Source organism: Stenotrophomonas sp. 99219_Sma (assembly GCF_056480785.1).
The window spans coordinates 671216-688157 of record NZ_CM151117.1 but is presented as its reverse complement, the minus strand read 5'-3'; the positions used below and the strand labels follow the sequence as shown (position 1 = coordinate 688157).

Annotated in this window: 16 protein-coding genes and 1 other RNA gene; 8 read left to right on the top strand and 9 right to left on the bottom strand. The window is 67.5% G+C overall.

Translation table 11 applies throughout. The features are described from left to right. Position 1 precedes the first annotated feature (1 nt). The 7 genes from mraY to ACZK13_RS03045 are packed head-to-tail and all read right to left on the bottom strand — an operon-like array spanning position 2 to position 7458. Positions 2-1087 (bottom strand): phospho-N-acetylmuramoyl-pentapeptide-transferase, encoded by a 1086-nt coding sequence (mraY, locus tag ACZK13_RS03075; RefSeq protein WP_010481929.1) that lies wholly within the window; start codon positions 1085-1087, stop codon positions 2-4. Beyond that, a complete protein-coding gene (locus tag ACZK13_RS03070; protein ID WP_180838390.1) occupies positions 1077-2471 on the bottom strand; it encodes a UDP-N-acetylmuramoyl-tripeptide--D-alanyl-D-alanine ligase in 1395 nt (464 codons plus the stop codon). Before ACZK13_RS03070 ends, mraY begins: the two co-directional genes overlap by 11 nt. Beyond that, positions 2468-3976: a UDP-N-acetylmuramoyl-L-alanyl-D-glutamate--2,6-diaminopimelate ligase gene (locus ACZK13_RS03065; protein WP_125895340.1), complete on the bottom strand. Its 1509-nt coding sequence runs from the start codon at positions 3974-3976 to the stop codon at positions 2468-2470. The genes ACZK13_RS03070 and ACZK13_RS03065 overlap by 4 nt, the downstream gene beginning before the upstream one ends. Then, complete coding sequence (locus ACZK13_RS03060) at positions 3973-5817, bottom strand: peptidoglycan D,D-transpeptidase FtsI family protein (protein ID WP_253144674.1); 1845 nt, start codon at positions 5815-5817, stop codon at positions 3973-3975. Before ACZK13_RS03060 ends, ACZK13_RS03065 begins: the two co-directional genes overlap by 4 nt. Next, entirely contained in the window at positions 5814-6077 is a 264-nt protein-coding gene (gene ftsL, locus ACZK13_RS03055) for a cell division protein FtsL (protein WP_005412242.1), read from the bottom strand. Before ftsL ends, ACZK13_RS03060 begins: the two co-directional genes overlap by 4 nt. Further along, positions 6074-7042, bottom strand: coding sequence for a 16S rRNA (cytosine(1402)-N(4))-methyltransferase RsmH (gene rsmH / locus ACZK13_RS03050; protein WP_100434042.1), 969 nt, complete (start codon positions 7040-7042; stop codon positions 6074-6076). The genes ftsL and rsmH overlap by 4 nt, the downstream gene beginning before the upstream one ends. A gap of 14 nt (positions 7043-7056) precedes the next feature. Beyond that, a complete protein-coding gene (locus ACZK13_RS03045) occupies positions 7057-7458 on the bottom strand; it encodes a division/cell wall cluster transcriptional repressor MraZ (RefSeq protein WP_008266948.1) in 402 nt (133 codons plus the stop codon). A gap of 368 nt (positions 7459-7826) precedes the next feature. Between ACZK13_RS03045 and ACZK13_RS03040 the strand changes: the two genes are divergently transcribed. Together ACZK13_RS03040 and ACZK13_RS03035 are read left to right on the top strand one after the other, a co-directional pair. Beyond that, the gene (locus ACZK13_RS03040) at positions 7827-8615 is read left to right on the top strand and encodes an NRDE family protein (RefSeq protein WP_049425018.1); all 789 of its coding nucleotides are present in this window, start codon (positions 7827-7829) and stop codon (positions 8613-8615) included. A gap of 358 nt (positions 8616-8973) precedes the next feature. Beyond that, on the top strand, positions 8974-9453 hold the full coding sequence (locus tag ACZK13_RS03035; RefSeq protein WP_100467800.1) for a DM13 domain-containing protein: 480 nt from the start codon (positions 8974-8976) through the stop codon (positions 9451-9453). 123 nt (positions 9454-9576) lie between these two features. Here the strand turns inward: ACZK13_RS03035 and rnpB are convergent. After that, an RNA gene (gene rnpB / locus ACZK13_RS03030) (RNase P RNA component class A) lies at positions 9577-9928 on the bottom strand. 202 nt (positions 9929-10130) lie between these two features. Between rnpB and ACZK13_RS03025 the strand changes: the two genes are divergently transcribed. Both ACZK13_RS03025 and ACZK13_RS03020 read left to right on the top strand, forming a co-directional pair. Beyond that, positions 10131-10790, top strand: coding sequence for a type IV toxin-antitoxin system AbiEi family antitoxin domain-containing protein (locus tag ACZK13_RS03025; RefSeq protein ID WP_180838387.1), 660 nt, complete (start codon positions 10131-10133; stop codon positions 10788-10790). An 89-nt stretch (positions 10791-10879) separates the two neighbouring features. Next, the gene (locus ACZK13_RS03020; protein ID WP_253144708.1) at positions 10880-11464 is read left to right on the top strand and encodes a nucleotidyl transferase AbiEii/AbiGii toxin family protein; all 585 of its coding nucleotides are present in this window, start codon (positions 10880-10882) and stop codon (positions 11462-11464) included. Between the two features lie 342 nt (positions 11465-11806). Here the strand turns inward: ACZK13_RS03020 and rsmI are convergent, their stop codons facing one another. Continuing rightward, positions 11807-12625, bottom strand: coding sequence for a 16S rRNA (cytidine(1402)-2'-O)-methyltransferase (rsmI, locus tag ACZK13_RS03015; RefSeq protein WP_253144671.1), 819 nt, complete (start codon positions 12623-12625; stop codon positions 11807-11809). A gap of 81 nt (positions 12626-12706) precedes the next feature. On the opposite strand from rsmI, the gene ACZK13_RS03010 reads away from it, so the two are divergent. From ACZK13_RS03010 to ACZK13_RS02995, 4 genes are all read left to right on the top strand, one after another. Continuing rightward, positions 12707-14428 (top strand): penicillin-binding protein activator, encoded by a 1722-nt coding sequence (locus ACZK13_RS03010; protein ID WP_125895337.1) that lies wholly within the window; start codon positions 12707-12709, stop codon positions 14426-14428. Continuing rightward, positions 14418-14786, top strand: a complete 369-nt coding sequence (locus ACZK13_RS03005) for a YraN family protein (RefSeq protein WP_041864472.1) — start codon at positions 14418-14420, stop codon at positions 14784-14786. Before ACZK13_RS03010 ends, ACZK13_RS03005 begins: the two co-directional genes overlap by 11 nt. 110 nt (positions 14787-14896) lie before the next feature. Next, on the top strand, positions 14897-15541 hold the full coding sequence (locus tag ACZK13_RS03000) for a metal-dependent hydrolase (RefSeq protein WP_253144668.1): 645 nt from the start codon (positions 14897-14899) through the stop codon (positions 15539-15541). Beyond that, positions 15538-16923, top strand: a complete 1386-nt coding sequence (locus ACZK13_RS02995) for an FAD-binding oxidoreductase (protein ID WP_125895334.1) — start codon at positions 15538-15540, stop codon at positions 16921-16923. Before ACZK13_RS03000 ends, ACZK13_RS02995 begins: the two co-directional genes overlap by 4 nt. Positions 16924-16942 lie beyond the last annotated feature (19 nt).

Genomic DNA, 16942 nt, shown 5'->3' with positions numbered 1-16942 from the left:
CTCAGCGCACCTTCAACGTGGCCAGGCCGATCAGCACGAGCACGACCGAGATGATCCAGAAGCGCACGATCACGCGCGGCTCCGGCCAACCCTTCAGTTCGAAGTGGTGGTGGATCGGCGCCATGCGGAACACGCGCTTGCCGGTCAGCTTGAACGAGGCGACCTGGATCATCACCGACAGCGTTTCGATGACGAACACGCCGCCCATGATCACCAGCACCAGCTCCTGGCGGGTGATCACTGCGATCGTACCCAGCACCGCACCCAGCGCCAGCGCGCCGATGTCGCCCATGAACACCATGGCCGGATAGGTGTTGAACCACAGGAACCCCAGGCCCGCACCGGCGATGGCCGCGCAGATGATGACCAGCTCGCCGGCGCCCGGGATCTGCGGGATCTGCAGGTAGTTGGCGAACACCACGTTGCCCGAGGCGTAGGCGAACACGCCCAGTGCGCAGGCCACCAGCACGGTCGGCATGATCGCCAGGCCGTCCAGGCCGTCGGTCAGGTTCACCGCGTTGGAGAAGCCGACGATCCAGAAGTAGGCGATGGCCACGAATCCGATGCCGGCCAGCGGCAGCGCGATCGACTTGAACATCGGGATGTAGAAGGTCAGCGCGGCCGGCACGTCGGCCGTGTAGAACAGGAACAGGCCCGCGGCCAGGCCGAAGATCGACTGCAGCAGGTACTTCCAGCGCGACTTCAGGCCGTTCGGGTCGCGGCGGACGATCTTGATCCAGTCGTCATACCAGCCGATGGCGCCGAAGCACAGCATCACCGCCAGCACCAGCCACACGTAGCGGTTGCGCAGGTCGGCCCACATCAGCACCGACAGGGTGATGGTGAGCAGGATCAGCGAACCGCCCATGGTCGGCGTACCGGCCTTGGAGAAATGGGTCTGCGGACCGTCCTTGCGGATCGGCTGGCCGCCCTTGAACTGGGCAAGCTTGCGGATCATCGCCGGGCCGAGCCACAGCGACAGGAACAGGGCCGTCAACGCGGCAAGGATGGCGCGGAACGTCTGGTAGTTGAACAGCCCGAACAGGCTCTCCAACTGCTGCAACCATCGAGCCAGTTCATACAACATGCGGGGATTCCTCTCCTTGCGCCAGCAGCGCTTTGACAATCGTGTCCATGGCGCTGCCACGGGAACCCTTGACCAGGCAGCGCACGCCGGCGTGCAGCTCGTCCTTCAGCGCCTGCGACAGCGCGTCATGGGTGGCGAAATGACGGCCGCCTTCACCGAAGGCGGTGGCGGCAGCGGCGCTGAGCGGGCCCAGCGCATACAGGCGCTTGAGGCCAGCAGCGCGCGCGCGGAGCCCTGCCTGCGCGTGCAGCGCTTCGGCGTCCGGACCCAGCTCGCGCATGTCGCCCAGCACCAGCCAACCCTCTTCCGGTGCGGCGGCAAGGGCGTCGATGGCCGCGGCCAGCGAACCGGGGTTGGCGTTGTAGCTGTCGTCCACCAGCACCGCGCCGTTGCGCAGCTGATGGGCGATCTGGCGGCCCGGTACCGGCTGTGCTTCGGCCAGGCCGGCCGCGATCAGCGCCAGATCGACACCGGCGGCCAGCGCCAGGCTGGCAGCGGCCAGCGCATTGCTGACGTTGTGGCGACCCGGCAGGCCCAGCACCACGCGGGCTTCGCCGCCCGGTGCGACCAGGGTGAACTGGCTGCCCTGCGCGCCGGCGCGGATGTCGCGCGCGGTGATGTCCGCGGTGTGCTCCAGGCCATAGCGCAGTACGCGGCAGCGCGGCGGGGTGCCGACGAAGTGCTGTTCGAACCAGCGGCCGTAGGCATCGTCGACGTTGATCACGGCCACGCCATCGGCAGGCAGCGCGGCATAGATCGCGCCCTTGGTCACTGCCACGCCGAGCAGGCTGCCCATGCGTTCCAGGTGCGCCGGGGCGATGTTGTTGACCAGCGCATAGCGCGGGCGGGCGATGTCGGTCAGGTAGGCGATGTCACCCGGCTTGCCCGCGCCCATCTCGTAGACAGCGTAGTCGGCATCTTCCGGGGCATCGATCACTGCCAGCGGCAGGCCGATCTCGTTGTTGCGGTTGCCCGGGTTGGCGTAGACCACCTTGTGCGCATGACGGGCCACCTGCTGCAGGATCGACAGCAGCAGGCTCTTCACGCTGGTCTTGCCGTTGCTGCCGGTGATCGCGAACACCTCGGTATCACGGTCACGCTGCATGCCGGTGGCGATCTTCGCCAGCGCCAGTTCGCTGTCGGCCACCAGCACCTGCGGCAGTTCGATCGGCAGCAGGCGCTCGACCAGCAGCGCGCTGGCACCGCGCGCCTGCGCGTCGGCGGCAAAGTCATGGCCATCGAAACGCTCGCCGCGCAGCGCCACATACAGGTTGCCCGGGCCGAGGCTGCGGGTGTCATTGCTGACCGCATCGATGGCCACGTCGTCGCCGTGGATCTCGCCGCCGGCCCAGTGTGCGATCAGCGAAAGCAGAGTGCGCTTCATGCGATGCCCTCCCCGGCCTGCGCGCTGAGCACACCGGCCTTGGCGGCCAACGCAGCGGCGGCCACTTCGGTGTCGTCGAAGTCATGGCGCACGCCATTCACTTCCTGGTACGGCTCGTGGCCCTTGCCAGCGATCAGGATGATGTCGCCGGCACCGGCACGCTTCACCGCCAGGCCGATCGCACGCGCGCGGCTGCGCTGCACGGTCACGGCATCGGCGTTCTGGAAGCCGGCCAGGATGTCGGCCACGATCACGTCGCCATCCTCGCCACGCGGGTTGTCGTCGGTGACGATGACCTGGTTGGCAAGGCGCTCGGCGATCGCCGCCATCTGCGGGCGCTTGCCGGTATCACGCTCGCCACCGCAGCCGAACACGCAGAACAGCGTGCCCTGCAGGTGGCCGTGCAGGCTGTCCAGCGCCTGTTCCAGTGCGTCCGGGGTATGTGCGTAATCGACCACCACGGTCGGCAGGCCGTCTTCGCCGCCCAGGCGGTTCATGCGGCCACGGATCGGCTGCAGCGCCGACAACACCTCGGCAATGCGCGGCAGCGGCTGACCCTGCGCGTGCAGGGTGCCGGCCACGGCCAGCAGGTTGTCCACGTTGAAGCGGCCCAGCAGCGGCGACTGCACCGCCGCGCGCTGGCCGTCGATGACCAGTTCGAAGGCAATGCCACGGCCGTCCAGCTGCAGCGCCTCGGCGCGCACGCTGGCATCGGTGGCACCGCGCGAGCTCAGGCCGATCGGCTGCACGCCCGCCGGGAGGCCGGCAAACAGCTGGCGACCGAACGCGTCGTCAAGATTGATCACCGCGGCCTTCAGTCCCGGGCGATGGAACAGCCGTGCCTTGGCCGCGCCGTAGCTGGCCATGTCGCCGTGGTAGTCCAGATGGTCGCGGGTGAGATTGGTAAACACCGCCACGTCGTAGTGCACCGCATCCACGCGGCCCTGGTCCAGCGCGTGCGAGCTGACTTCCATCGCTACCGCGCGCGCACCGGCGTCACGCAGCTGCGCCAGCAGCGCATGCATCTGCAGCACCAGCGGCGTAGTGAAACCGGTCGGCTCAACCGAACCATAAAGTCCGGCGCCCAACGTGCCGATACTGCCACTGGGCGTTCCGAGCAGGTGCCAGGCCTGGGCCAGCAGCTGCACGGTGGAGGTCTTGCCGTTGGTGCCGGTGACGCCCACCATCGCCATCGCCCGCGACGGCGCACCATGGAACTGGTCGGCCATCGCACCCATGCGTGCGCGCAGGCCCGGCACGGCGATCGCATCGTCCGGTGCCGGCAGTTCGACCGGTGCCGGCGGTTCGAACAGGATGGCGCCAGCGCCGGCCGCACGGGCCTGCTCGACAAAGCCCAGGCCATGCGCGCCGAAACCGGCGATGGCGACGAAGGCATTGCCGGGGCGCACGGCGCGGCTGTCCAGCACCAAGCCGGTCAGAACGGGATCGTGGCCCGCCAGAGCCACATCCGGAAGCAACTGCGAAAGCAACATCGAAGGACTCATTGCGTGCCTCCCGTAGCGGGCGGCGTCTGGGCTTGCGCGCTGGGCAGCGCAGCGTCGAATTCAGCGGCGGCATCCACCGGCAGCGCGGCCTCGGCCGGCGGCGCGGGCAGGATCGAGGCCGAATGGCCGACCTTGCCGGACTGCTGTGCGGCCAGCCACGACTGCAGGTCGTCCAGCGGCACGTCCATCAGGCGCAGGGTGCCTTCCATCACGTTGTGGTAGACCGGCGCCGACACCAGGCCGCCATAGAACTTGCCGGCCTGCGGGTCGTTGATGACGATGACGGTGGCGAAGCGCGGATTGGTGGCCGGCACCACGCCGGCGAACAGCGCGTTGTAATGGCCGCGCTCGTAACCGCCGGGGCCGGCCTTGCGCGCGGTACCGGTCTTGCCGGCCACGCGGTAGCCCAGCACCGCCGCCTGCTTGGCGCCGCCCTGGGTGACCACGGTTTCCATCATCGCCACCACCTGCCTGGCGACGTTCTCGTCGATGATCTGCTGGCCTTCGTTGCGCTGGCCCTTGACGAAGGTCGGCGCGATCAACCTGCCGCCATTGGCCAGCGCCGAGTAAGCAGTGGCGATCTGCAGCGGCGTCACGTTCAGGCCATAGCCGTAGGACATCGTGGTCTTGGTGGTGCCCGACCAGCGCGCCGGGCGCAGCACCACGCCGCCGGACTCACCCGGGAAGCCGCTGTGCGGTACCGAGCCATAGCCGAAACGGCGCACGCCGTCGTAGAACACCTGGTCCGGCATCTTCGCCGCGACCTTGGCCGCACCCACGTTCGAACTGCGGGTGATCACGCCGGTCACGTTCAGCACGCCGTTGTTGCGCGGCACGTCGCGGATGGTGAAGCGACCCAGGGTCATGTAGCCCGGGTTGGTGTCGATGATGGTGTCCTTGGTCACCGCGCCGGACTGCAGCGCGGTGGCGATGGTCAGCGGCTTCATCGTCGAACCCGGCTCGACCAGGTCGGTCACCGCGCGGTTGCGGCGGGTGTCCGGAGCCGCACCACCCACCGAGTTCGGGTTGTAGGTCGGCAGGTTGACCATGGCCAGGATCTCGCCGGTGGTCACATCCATGATCACCATCGAACCGCCTGCCGCCTTGTTGGCCACCAGCGCGTTGCGCAGTTCCTTGAACGCCAGGTACTGGATGCGGCGGTCGATGCTGAGGGTCAGGTCCTTGCCCGGTTCGGCGGCGCGCAGCAGATCGCTTTCGACGGTCTCGCCCTTGCGGTTGCGGATCACCCGCTTGGCACCGGCCTTGCCGCGCAGCCATTCGTCGAACGCCAGCTCCAGGCCTTCCTGGCCGCGGTCGTCGATGTTGGTGAAGCCCAGCACGTGCGCCATCGCCTCACCCTGCGGGTAGAAGCGGCGGAACTCGCGCTGCGCGGCCACGCCCGGAATCTTCAGCGCGACCACCTTCTCTGCCTCGTCCGGATTGATCCGGCGGCGCAGGTACATGAATTCCTTGTCCGACTTCTGCGACAGGCGGCTGCTCAGTTCATCCACCGACATGCCGACCGCCTGGGCCAGCTCAGGGATGCGCTCAGGCGAACGCAGCAGGTCCTGCGGGTTGACCCAGATCGAAGCGACCGGGGTCGACACCGCCAGCGGCTCGCCGTTGCGGTCGGTGATCATGCCGCGCGAGGTCTTGATCGGCAGCTCGCGCAGGTAGCGGGCCTCGCCCTGGCGCTGGTAGAAGTCGCTGTTGATGATCTGCACGTAGGCCGCACGGCCCACCAGCGACACCGAACACAGGCCGAGCGCCAGGGCAACCCAACGCAGGCGCTGGCGCAGGTTGAAGGCGTTGCGGGGGCGGTTGCGGCCGGTCTTGCTCATGGGCGCACCACCACGATGTCGGCGGCCTCGGGGAACTTCATGCCGAGCTTCTCGCGGGCGATGCGATCCACACGGTTGGCTTCGGCCAGGGTGGCCTGTTCCAGCTGCAGGCGGCCGAATTCCAGATTGATGTCATCGCGCTTGCGCTCAGCGCGCGACAGCTCGATGAACGTCTGCCGGTGACGGTGACGCACGAACACGACGCCGATCGCCGAGGCCACGGTCGAGGCCAACAGGATGATCAGCAGCAGCCGGCTCATGCATCAGCCTCCCGCTTCTGGGCCACGCGCAGCACGGCGCTGCGGGCACGCGGGTTGGCCGCCAGTTCTTCGTCGGTGGCCTTGATGGCGCCACCGATCAGATCCAGGGTCGGCACGAACACCTCCGCCTCGGGCAGGCGGCGGTTGGCCGGCGGGGCCTTGGCCAGGCGGTTCATGTACTGCTTGACGATGCGGTCTTCCAGCGAGTGGAAGCTGATGATCGCCAGACGACCGCCGGGCTTGAGCCGCTCCACCGCCGCATCGAGGCCGGCTTCCAGATCGGCCAGCTCGCGGTTGATGTGGATGCGGATCGCCTGGAAGCTGCGCGTGGCCGGATGGATCTTGTCCTTGCCACGTGGCATCACCGAGGCGATCAACTCGGCCAGCTCGGCGGTACGGGAGAACGGCTGCTTCTCGCGGCGGGCCACGATGGCGCGCGCGATACGGCGGCTCTGGCGCTCTTCGCCGTAGGTCCACAGCACGTCGGCAATCTCGCGTTCTTCAACGCGGTTGATCCACTGCGCTGCACTTTCACCGCTGTCCGGGTCCATGCGCATGTCCAGCGGGCCGTCCTTGCCGAAGCTGAAGCCACGCTCGGCCACGTCCAGCTGCGGCGACGACACGCCCAGGTCGAACAGCACGCCGTCCAGGCCTTCAGCCGTCGCATCCCACTGCAGCAGCTGGGCGAAGCTGCCACGGAAGATGGACACGCGCGGGTCCGGCGCGAAATCGCGCTCGGCTACGGCGATGGCTTCCGGATCCTTGTCCATGACCAGCAGGCGCCCCTCGGGACCGAGCTGGGTGAGCACGCCACGTGCATGACCGCCACGACCGAACGTGCCATCCAGATAACGTCCGTTTTCGATCACCCTCAGGCCTTCAAGGACCTGGGTGTACAGGACCGGCAGGTGCACCGCCGGCGACTGCGACACCGGAAGGTGACCGGCCTGCGCTTCTGGGCGCATCCGGGCACCCCGGCTCACAACTTCAGGTCGAGCAACCCATCACCCAGATCCTCGTCAGACAATGTCTGCTGGATCAGGGCCCGATGCGCCTGCTCGCTCCACAATTCGAACTTGTCGCCCATACCGAGCAATACCGCCTTCTTCTCAATGCCCACCGCACCGCGGTGGCTGGCGGGGATGCTGATGCGACCGTTGCCGTCCAGCTCAAGATGGGCGGCCGAGCCGACCAGCTTCTGCTGCAACAGGCGCACGACGCGCTGGGTGTTGGGCTTGGACATCACGTCGTCGCGGACCCGCTCCCATTCCGACTCTGCATACAGCCACAGGCAGCCGGCTTCGAACGGGTTGTAGGTCAGCACGAGACGGTTGTTGCTGGCGCGCGCGACGAGGTCGCGGTAAGCGGTGGGAACCGCCATGCGCCCTTTATCGTCAACTGTGATGGCCGTCTCGCCCTGGAACACGACGCGTGCACCTATCCTTCGCCCGGTGAAACATTGAACCACGAAAACCCACAAAACACCCGGATTTCCCTCTGATGCCCACCTTAGCAGCGGCCGAAGGGTTGTCAACAACTTTTCAGCGGGGAAATCGCCAGCCACATCAATGGCTTGCAACAACCTTTAGAGAATTGTTCAAGGCTTATCCACAAGTTGCTGATCCGTCTCAATTTTTGAGATTGAACGGAAGTTCAGGGCTGTGGACAGCGCGTGAAACATCGGCCGCGCATTCATCCAAAACGGGCTGGAAGCGGCGCCAGACTGCGCAAACCGTGCACAATGAGGCCATGTGCCTGCTCGCTCTTGGCTGGATGCACCACCCGCGCTGGCGGCTGGTGATGACCGGCAACCGTGATGAGTTCCACGCCCGCCCGACGGCGGCGCTGGCCCCCTGGCAAGATGAGACCTCCGTCATCGGGGGGCGCGACCTGCGCTCCGGCGGCGGCTGGGCGGGCGTCGGTGCCGCAGGCCGGATGGCGGTGGTCACCAATGTGCGTGATCCGCTGGCCTCCCAGACCGGTCCTTCACGGGGCGCGCTGGTGGCCGACTTCCTGCGCGGCCGCGACCCGGCCGCCGTGCATATCGACCGACTGGCAACGGTGGCCGGCGCCTACGCGCCGTTCAACCTGTTGCTGGCCGACGGCCACAGCCTGGAGTTCCTGGGCAACCACCCCGCCGAGCGGCAGAGCCTGGGCCCGGGCGTGCATGGCATGTCCAACGGTGCGCTGGACGCGCCCTGGCCGAAGACCCGGCGGCTGATGGCGGCTCTTGAAGCCTGGCTGCAGGAAGACCGGGTCAGATCCCTTTCGCAAAGCGAAAAGGATCTGACCCCGGACCTGACCCCGCTCTGGGCCGCCCTGGCCGACGAACATCGCCCCGCCGACAGCGACCTGCCCGACACCGGCATCGGCCTGGAACGCGAGCGCTGGCTGAGCCCCGCCTTCATCCGCGGCGACGACTACGGCACCCGCGCCAGCACCGTGCTGCTGATCGACGCCGATGGCCACGGCCAGATCCACGAGCGCCGCTTTGGCCCACAGGGCGCAGCCAACGGACAGAGTCACGTCATTTTCTGACCGGGTCGTGCCGGCCGCTGGCGGGAATTCCTTTCCAGCAGGGTAGTGCCGGCCGCTGGCCGGCAACCTCTGGATCTTTGGATGCGCCATGAAGCTGCCGGCCGGCGGCCGGCACTACCGGGCATCGCGTTGTCGCGATCCACGCGACGGCAGTCGTCATCGCAACGGGCTCGAAACGTCATTCAGCTTCCAACCGCGACCGCGATCCGCCCACGCCACAGGGGCTCCGGCGTCGCAGTCCGCCCACTGTGCCCTTTTCGCAATCGGCACTGTGTCTATAAATGTCGCCCCTGACCTCCCAGGGTGGTGGCGCCCGGCACCCCGCCGCGCGATCGACCGCAACCCCCATGGAGGCCCCATGCGCCGCATCCTCATCCTGATCGTCACCCACCTGCTCACCCTCGGCCTTGGCTTCGGCCTGGGCGTGTACTTCCTGCCGATCCTGATTGCCCCCGATGACCCGCCGGTCGCACAGGTGCAGGCCGCCATGACTGATGCCCCCTACCGCACCACCTTTCGCCGCGACCTCAAGGGCAGCGATGCAGTGCATTGGGCGGAAGGCAAAGTCAGCGTCAGCCCGCGCCAGGTCGCCTTCGACGGCAAGATGGGGCCGGGCCCGGATTACAAGGTGTACCTGGTCCGCGACTTCGTCGACAACAAGGCCGACTTCCTGAAGATCAAGGCACAGGCGAAACGCATCGGTGAAGTGAAGACCTTCAACCGCTTCCTGGTCGATGTACCCGATGACGTCAACGTGGACGACTACACCACGGTCGTGGTGTGGTGCGAGCGCTTCTCGCAGTTCATCTCCGCCGGGCAGTACCGCACGCCGGGTTGAGGAACACGCGGCGTCGAGGTAGTGCCGGCCGCTGGCCGGCACTCTGTCCGCCCTGCAGGCATCGTGACGCTGCCGACCAGCGGCCGGCACTACCGATGCGCGGTTCACGCATATGGAAGAAGGAGGCGGAGCCGGCCGATAAGCCGGGTTCTGTCGTGGACAGTCATTCCTCTAGGCGTTACGTCACCGCAACGCTCAAGCAACCTACCCGGATCCAACGCGGGCCGCGCCAAAGGATCCCTATTTGGTCTTGCTCCAGGTGGGGTTTGCCGTGCCGGTCTGTTGCCAGACTCGCGGTGCGCTCTTACCGCACCATTTCACCCTTACCGGCCTTCCGAAGAAGACGTAGGCGGTATCTTTCTGTTGCACTTTCCGTCGGCTTGCGCCGCCCAGGCGTTACCTGGCACCTTGCCCTATGGAGCCCGGACTTTCCTCGGCACCCCCGAAGGGATGACGCGACTGTCTGGCCGGCTCCGCCAGTGCACATTCTAGCCTACGCACGCCCTTCCTGCCGTGCTGATCGCGGCGTCCGGTTCATCCATCCACGCATGGCGTGGATCTACCGATTCACTGGACAGGGCCGGCGAAACCCGCGCGGCTCTGGTGGGTGCGGATTCCGCTCTGGTGGGTGCGGACCTTGGTCCGCACCATTCACTCGTCACTCGCCGCAGCCAACGATGTTCCTTTTTGTCAGTCGATATTCAAAACACCCGACATTATGGAACAATGCCGTCATGGGAAACGCCGAGGCCAAGGCACGAAAGCTATTGCGACGCGCAGGCACCCTGCGCGCCCGCGAACTGGTGACTGCCGGGATCGCCCGCGCCCAACTGACCCGCCTGGTCGAGGCAGGCGCACTGATCCGGTTGTCCCGTGGCGTCTACGCGTTGGCGGAAAGAAAGAGCGACGACACCGATGATGGACTGCGGATCATTGCAGAACGCCTGCCACACCCCCGTCTATGCCTGCTGAGTGCCCTGCGCCTGCATGGCCTGACCACCCAAGCACCATTCGAACGCTGGGTCTCCATCGGCAACAGCGACCGCGTTCCGCGGATCGACTGGCCGCCCCTCCGTGTGGTCCGCATGTCGGCAACGACCCTCAATGCGGGGCTGGAAGAACGTCGCGTAGGCGGACGTCTCATATACGTCAGCAACGCTGCCAAAACCGTCGTCGATTGCTTCAAGTTCCGCAATCTCGTAGGGCTTGATGTCGCACTTGAAGCCCTGCGTGACGCGCTTCACAGCCGTGCAACCACGCCGGATGCGTTGATGGAGTATGCGCGGATCTGCCGCGTTGCCAGACTGATGAGACCGTACCTCGATGCCCTGGCTTGATCCCCTCTCTAACACCTCCCCACCGCGTTGCTTCCATCCGGCAACGGCTGCTCGATCTCGCACGCAAGCGGGGTGAGGACTTGCAGTTCGTGCTGGACAGGTTCGCCGTTGAGCGCCTGCTCTACCGGCTCTCCGCTTCTCGATACCGCGACCAGTTCCTGCTGAAGGGTGCCATGCTGTTCGCAGTGTGGTTCGACGCGCCGCACCGCCCTACACGGGATGCCGATTTCCTGGGATCCGGCAGCGCTGAGCCCGATCGCCTGCTACATATCGCACTTTCGCTCTGTGGAATGCCCGGGGACGACGGCCTGCGCTTCGATCCAGGCAGCATCGTCATCGAGGCCATACGTGAAGAAGCCACGTACGAGGGGCTGCGCATGCGCCTGATCGCACATCTGGGCCGCGCACGCTGCCATGTGCAGTGGGACGTCGGGTTTGGCGACGCGGTGATCACCCCGCCGCCGGAAATCACCTATCCGGTGATTCTGGAGGGATTCCCTCCAGCCTGCCTGCGCGTCTATCCACGCGAAACCGTGTTTGCCGAAAAGCTCGAGGCTATAGCGGCACTGGGCATCGCTAACAGCAGGATGAAGGACTTCTTCGACTTGCTGGCACTGATCCGCGAAGACGCCATGGATCGCCCGCACCTTGTTGCGGCCATTGGCGACGTTTGATCGACGAAGGACCCCGGCGCCAACGCCCCTGCCCTACGGACTGACTCAGTCATTCGCCGCAGATACCCAGAAGCAGACCCAGTGGCGCGCCTTCCTGCGCAGGAATCGCCTGATCGCGCCGGACCTCTCTTCGGTGATTGCCGAGATTGCCAACTATCTGGACACCCTCGACACACCCGTACAGTCCTGACGTCGCAAGGCCTGGCGCTATCGGTCCGCCCGGGTGGGTGCAGACCCCGGCGCGGCCCGTTCATCCACGCATGGCGTGGATCTACCGATTCCGCTGCTCTGGTGGGTGCGGATTCCGCTCTGGTGGGTGCGGACCTTGGTCCGCACGATCCATCAACGCCCGTACAACGCCTTGCGCGGTGCGCCGGTCAGCTCGGCAGCCAGCTTGGCGGCGGTCGACGGCGGCAGATGCTCGCTCAATTTGGCGTAGACACGGCGGCCATGCGCCAGCTGCGCTTCCTCATCGTCGCCAGCACCCTGCACCATCACCACGAACTCGCCCTTGCGCTGGTTCTCGTCGGCTTCCACCTTCGCCAGCAGGCCGGCAAGGTCACCATCGAGCACGGTCTCGAACAGCTTGGTCAGCTCGCGGGCCAGCACCGCCGGGCGCTCACCGCCGAAGATCGCCGCCATGTCGGCCAGCGATTCGGCGATGCGGTGCGAGGATTCGTAGAACACCATGGTGCGTACTTCACCGGCCAGCGCCTGCAGGCGGTCGCGGCGGCCGCTGGCCTTGGCCGGCAGGAAACCCTCGAAACTGAAACGGTCGCTGGGCAGGCCGGCCACGCTCAGCGCAGCGATGGCGGCACAGGCGCCGGGAATCGGGCTGACCTTGATGCCCGCCGCGCGCGCAGCACGCACCAGGCGGAAACCGGGGTCACTGACCAGCGGGGTGCCGGCATCACTGACCAGCGCCAGCGATTCACCGGCCTGCAGGCGCGATACCAGGCGCTGGGCCAGGGCCTCTTCATTGTGTTCGTGCAGGGCCACCAACGGCTGCTGGATGCCGAAATGGGACAGCAGCTGGCCACTGCGGCGGGTGTCTTCAGCACAGATGGCCGCCACCGACCGCAGCACCTCCTGCGCGCGCGGGCTCAGATCGGCCAGGTTGCCGATCGGGGTGGCGACGACGTACAGGGTTGGCACACTCATTTCAGCGGTACTCACGGGGCAAGGGTAGAATCGTAGCGTGTACCCGGCCAAGGCCGCTGCCCTCATCGCATGGACCCGATCATGAACAAGCCCGCCGCACGGATCTCCGCCCTGTCGCTGTCGCTGATGCTGCTGGCCGGTTGCGCCACCACCAGCCTGACCAGCACGCCCGATTCGCCGGCCCAGAGCCAGGCGCTGGCGCTGATCGAACAGGGCAAGCCGCGCGACGCCGCGCTGCAGCTGGAAGCCCTGGCCGCCACCCTGCGCGGCGGCGCTCGCAGCAACGCGCTGGCCGACGCGGCCTGGGCCTGGCACCTGGCCGGTGACAGTGCGCGCGCGCGCAGCCTGCTGGGCCAGCTCACCGCGCGCCAGCTGTCCGGCGCCAGCCTGCAGCGCTACCAGCTGACCGGCGCCGAGCTGGCACTGGCCGACAAGCAGCCGGCGCAGGCCCTGGCCCTGCTGAAGGATCATGCCGACAGTGTTGCGGTCGGCCTGCGCACCCGCTGGCTGCTGGCCCGCGCCCAGGCCCTGCAGGGCACCGGCGATGCCTTCGGCGCCGCCACCGAACGTGCACGCGCCCATGCCAGCCTGACCGGCAGTGCGCGCAGCGAGAACCAGGCCGCCATCGCCGGCCTGCTCGGCACCCTCGACGACGCCACTTTGCGCAGCCGTGCCGCCGCCCTGCCGGCCAACGATCCTCTGTACAACTTCGCGGGCCGTGCGCTGATCGCGCGCGGCCTGCCGCTGCCGCGCCCGTTCGACCGCGATGGCGCGGCTCAGTTCGACACCAGCAAGCGGCCGCCGGCGATGAGCGACGGTTACCGGCCGCCGGCCAAGCTGGCCGTGCTGCTGCCGCTCAGCGGCCGCCTGGCCACCGCCGCACAGCCGGTGCGCGATGGCCTGCTGAGCGCCTACTACGGTGAAAGCCGTCGCCGCCCGGACATCAATTTCTTCGACACCGCTGGCACCCCGGCTGGTGCCCTCGCCGCCTACGACAAGGCCGTCGCCTCCGGTGCCGACTTCGTGGTCGGCCCGTTGGGCCGCGACGAAGTGGACGCCGTGTACGGCCGCCAGCAGCTGCAGGTACCGGTGCTGGCCCTGAACCGCGGCAAGGATGCACCGCCGGCCGGCAGCGCCGGCTTCTCGCTGGCACCGGAAGACGACGGTATCGTCGCCGCCGAGTACCTGCGTGGCCGCGAGCGCAACCGCGCGCTGGTGATCAGCAGCAACGACGACACCGGCCGCCGTTCCGCCGCCGCCTTCGCCCAGCGCTTCGCACAGCGCGGCGGCCAGGTGGTGGCCACGGTCAATGTCAGCGAAGCCGTCGGCGATGTCGGCGCGCAGGTGCGCAATGCCGGTCAGGTCGACGCCGTGTTCCTCGCCGTGCGCGCCCCGCAGGCCCGGCTGCTGGCGCCGCAGCTGGCGTTGGCCGGTGCCGGTGGCGCGACCCGCGTCGGCACCTCGCAGCTGACCGTCGGCAGCGGCAAGGTGGAAGAAGACGTGGCGCTGGACGGCATCGTCTACCCGAACGAAGCCTGGAATGTGCGCAGCGTGTCCGGCCTGCCGTCGGCCAGCCAGGTGGCCAGCGCGCTGCCCAGCGCTCGCGGCGCCGCTGGCCGCCTGTTCGCTTTCGGTGCCGATGCCTGGAAGATCACCGCCTATCTGGACAAGCTGTCCAACGAGGGCGGCCTGGACGGTGCCACCGGCACCCTGTTCCTGGACAGCAACGGCAACATCCTGCGCCAGCCGGCATGGTCCACCTTCAATGGCGGCCGGCCGATGCCGATCGTCGGTGGTCGCTGAGCGCAGCCAACGTGGCTCGGCGGTGGAAGCCGCCGCCGAGCAGCACCTGCAACAGGCCGGACTGCAGCCACGTGCGCGCAACGTGCGCTATCGCGGCGGTGAACTGGACCTGGTGATGGACGACGCCGGCACCGTGGTGTTCGTGGAAGTGCGCTATCGCGCGCGCTCCGATTTCGGTGGCGGCGCCGCCTCGGTGGATGCGCGCAAATGCCGGCGCCTGGCGCATGCCGCGCAGCTGTACCTGCAGGACAACCCGGCACTGGCCAATGCGCCCTGCCGTTTCGATGTGGTTGAAGCCAGTGGTGAACCGCCGCAGCTGCGGTGGCTGCGTGATGCGTTCCGGCTGGATGACTGCTGATGGTTACCGTCCGCTCTGGTAGAGGCCGACTTTGGTCGGCGCTTCTGTGCCAACCAAGGTTGGCACCTACCAGAGCGCAGCCTGGCCGGCACGACCACGGTGCGTGACTGATGCCTTCGATCATCACCCATGCCGCTGTGCCGTTGGCGCTCTGGTGCGCCGCTGACCGTGGCCGCATCCCTCCGCGCCTGCTGGCGGCCGGTGTGATCGCTGCGATGCTGCCCGATGCGGACGTATTGGCCTTTGCACTGCACATTCCCTATGCCGATGCCTTCGGCCACCGCGGTGCCAGCCATTCGTTGCTGTTTGCCTGCGTGCTGGCGGCGGTGGCCGCGGTGTTGGCGTTCTTTGGTAGCCGCCGACCTTGGTCGGCGCCCCGCAACTCCGGTAGTCGCCGACCTTGGTCGGCGGTTTCGTGCCAACCAAGGTTGACACCTACCAAGGCAGGGCCAACGGTGGCATCGACCCTACAAGCGGCGGTGTTCGTCTTCGTCTCCGCCGCCAGCCATCCGTTGCTGGATGCGATGACCTCCGGCGGCCTCGGCGTCGCCCTTGCCTGGCCATGGAGCGAACAGCGCTTCTTCGCGCCGTGGCGACCCGTCCGCGTTTCTCCGTTCGCGCCGCAGTTCTTCAGCGCACGCGGCGTGGCCACCCTGCTCTCTGAACTGCGCTGGGTGTGGCTGCCACTGGCTACCGCCGTTGTTGCCTGGAAACTGATCCAACCCGCTCCCGTTGCCCCACGAGATCCGTCATGAGTCCTGCCCTGCCTGCTGCCCTGGTTGCCGAACTGTCCACCCTGCTGGGCGCGGAGGGCTGGCGCATGGATGACAGCGCGCTGGAGGCGAACGCGCAGGACAACTCGTGGCGCCACCAGCGCCCGGCGGCGGTGGCGCTGCCAGCCGACATCGAACAGGTGCAGGCTTTGGTGCGGGCCTGCCGTGCGCATGGCGTGGCCTTGGTCGCACGTGGCGCTGGTACCGGCACCACCGGCGCGGCGGTGCCGCTGCCCGGCAGTATCGTGCTGTCGTTCACCCGCATGGACCGCATCGTCGAGATCCGCGCCGGTGACCGTTGCGCGGTGGTGCAACCGGGCGTGCTCAACGGTACCCTGCAGCAGGCACTGGCGCCGCATGGCCTGTTCTGGGCACCGGACCCTTCCAGCGCCGAGATCTGCAGCATCGGTGGCAACCTCGCCTGCAACGCCGGCGGCCCGCGCGCGGTGAAGTACGGCACCAGCCGCGACAACGTACTGGGTCTGGTGGCGGTGACCGGCACCGGCGACGTCATCCGCTGCGGCGGCGCCTACACCAAGGACGCCACCGGGTACGACCTCACCCATCTGCTGGTAGGCAGCGAAGGCACGCTGGCATTGATCGTGGAAGCCACGCTGAAACTGACCCCGCTGCCGGTCAGCCAGGCCGGGCTGCGCGTGCTGTACCGCGATGCCGATGCCGCCGCAGCCGCGGTATCGCGATTGATGTCGCAGCCGGTAGTACCCACCCGCCTGGAGTTCATGGACGCACGTAGCCTCGAGCTGCTGCGGCTGAACGGTGCCGACGTGCCGGAGGCCGGTGCAATGCTGCTGGTGGAAGCCGATGGTGACCACGACACCCTGCCCTATCTGCTGCAGGCCCTGGCCAGCGCCGCTGAAGGCGACGGCATGATCGAACTGGATGTGGCGATGGAAGGACGCGCGCGCGACCAGCTGTGGGCCGCACGCAAGGCGTTGTCGCCTGCGCTGCGCAGCGTTGCGCCGGGCAAGATCAATGAAGACGTGGTGGTGCCGGTATCGCGCATTCCGGAGCTGGTGGCGGGCGTGCAGGCACTGGCGCGCGACTACACGCTGACCATCGTCACCTTCGGCCATGCCGGCAACGGCAACCTACACGTCAACATCCTGTATCACCCGGACGATGCCGACGAGAACGCGCGCGCACATGCCGCGCTGCCAAAGATCTTCGCGCTGACGCTGGCGCTGGGTGGCACCCTGTCGGGCGAACACGGCATTGGCCTGGCCAAGCGCGATTTCATGGCGCAGGCCTTTACCCCGGAAACGCTGGCGACGATGCGCGCGATCAAGGCCGCGCTGGACCCGGACGGCATTCTCAACCCGGGCAAGGTGCTGCCGCCGGTGTGAACGCCGCCGGGCATGCCCG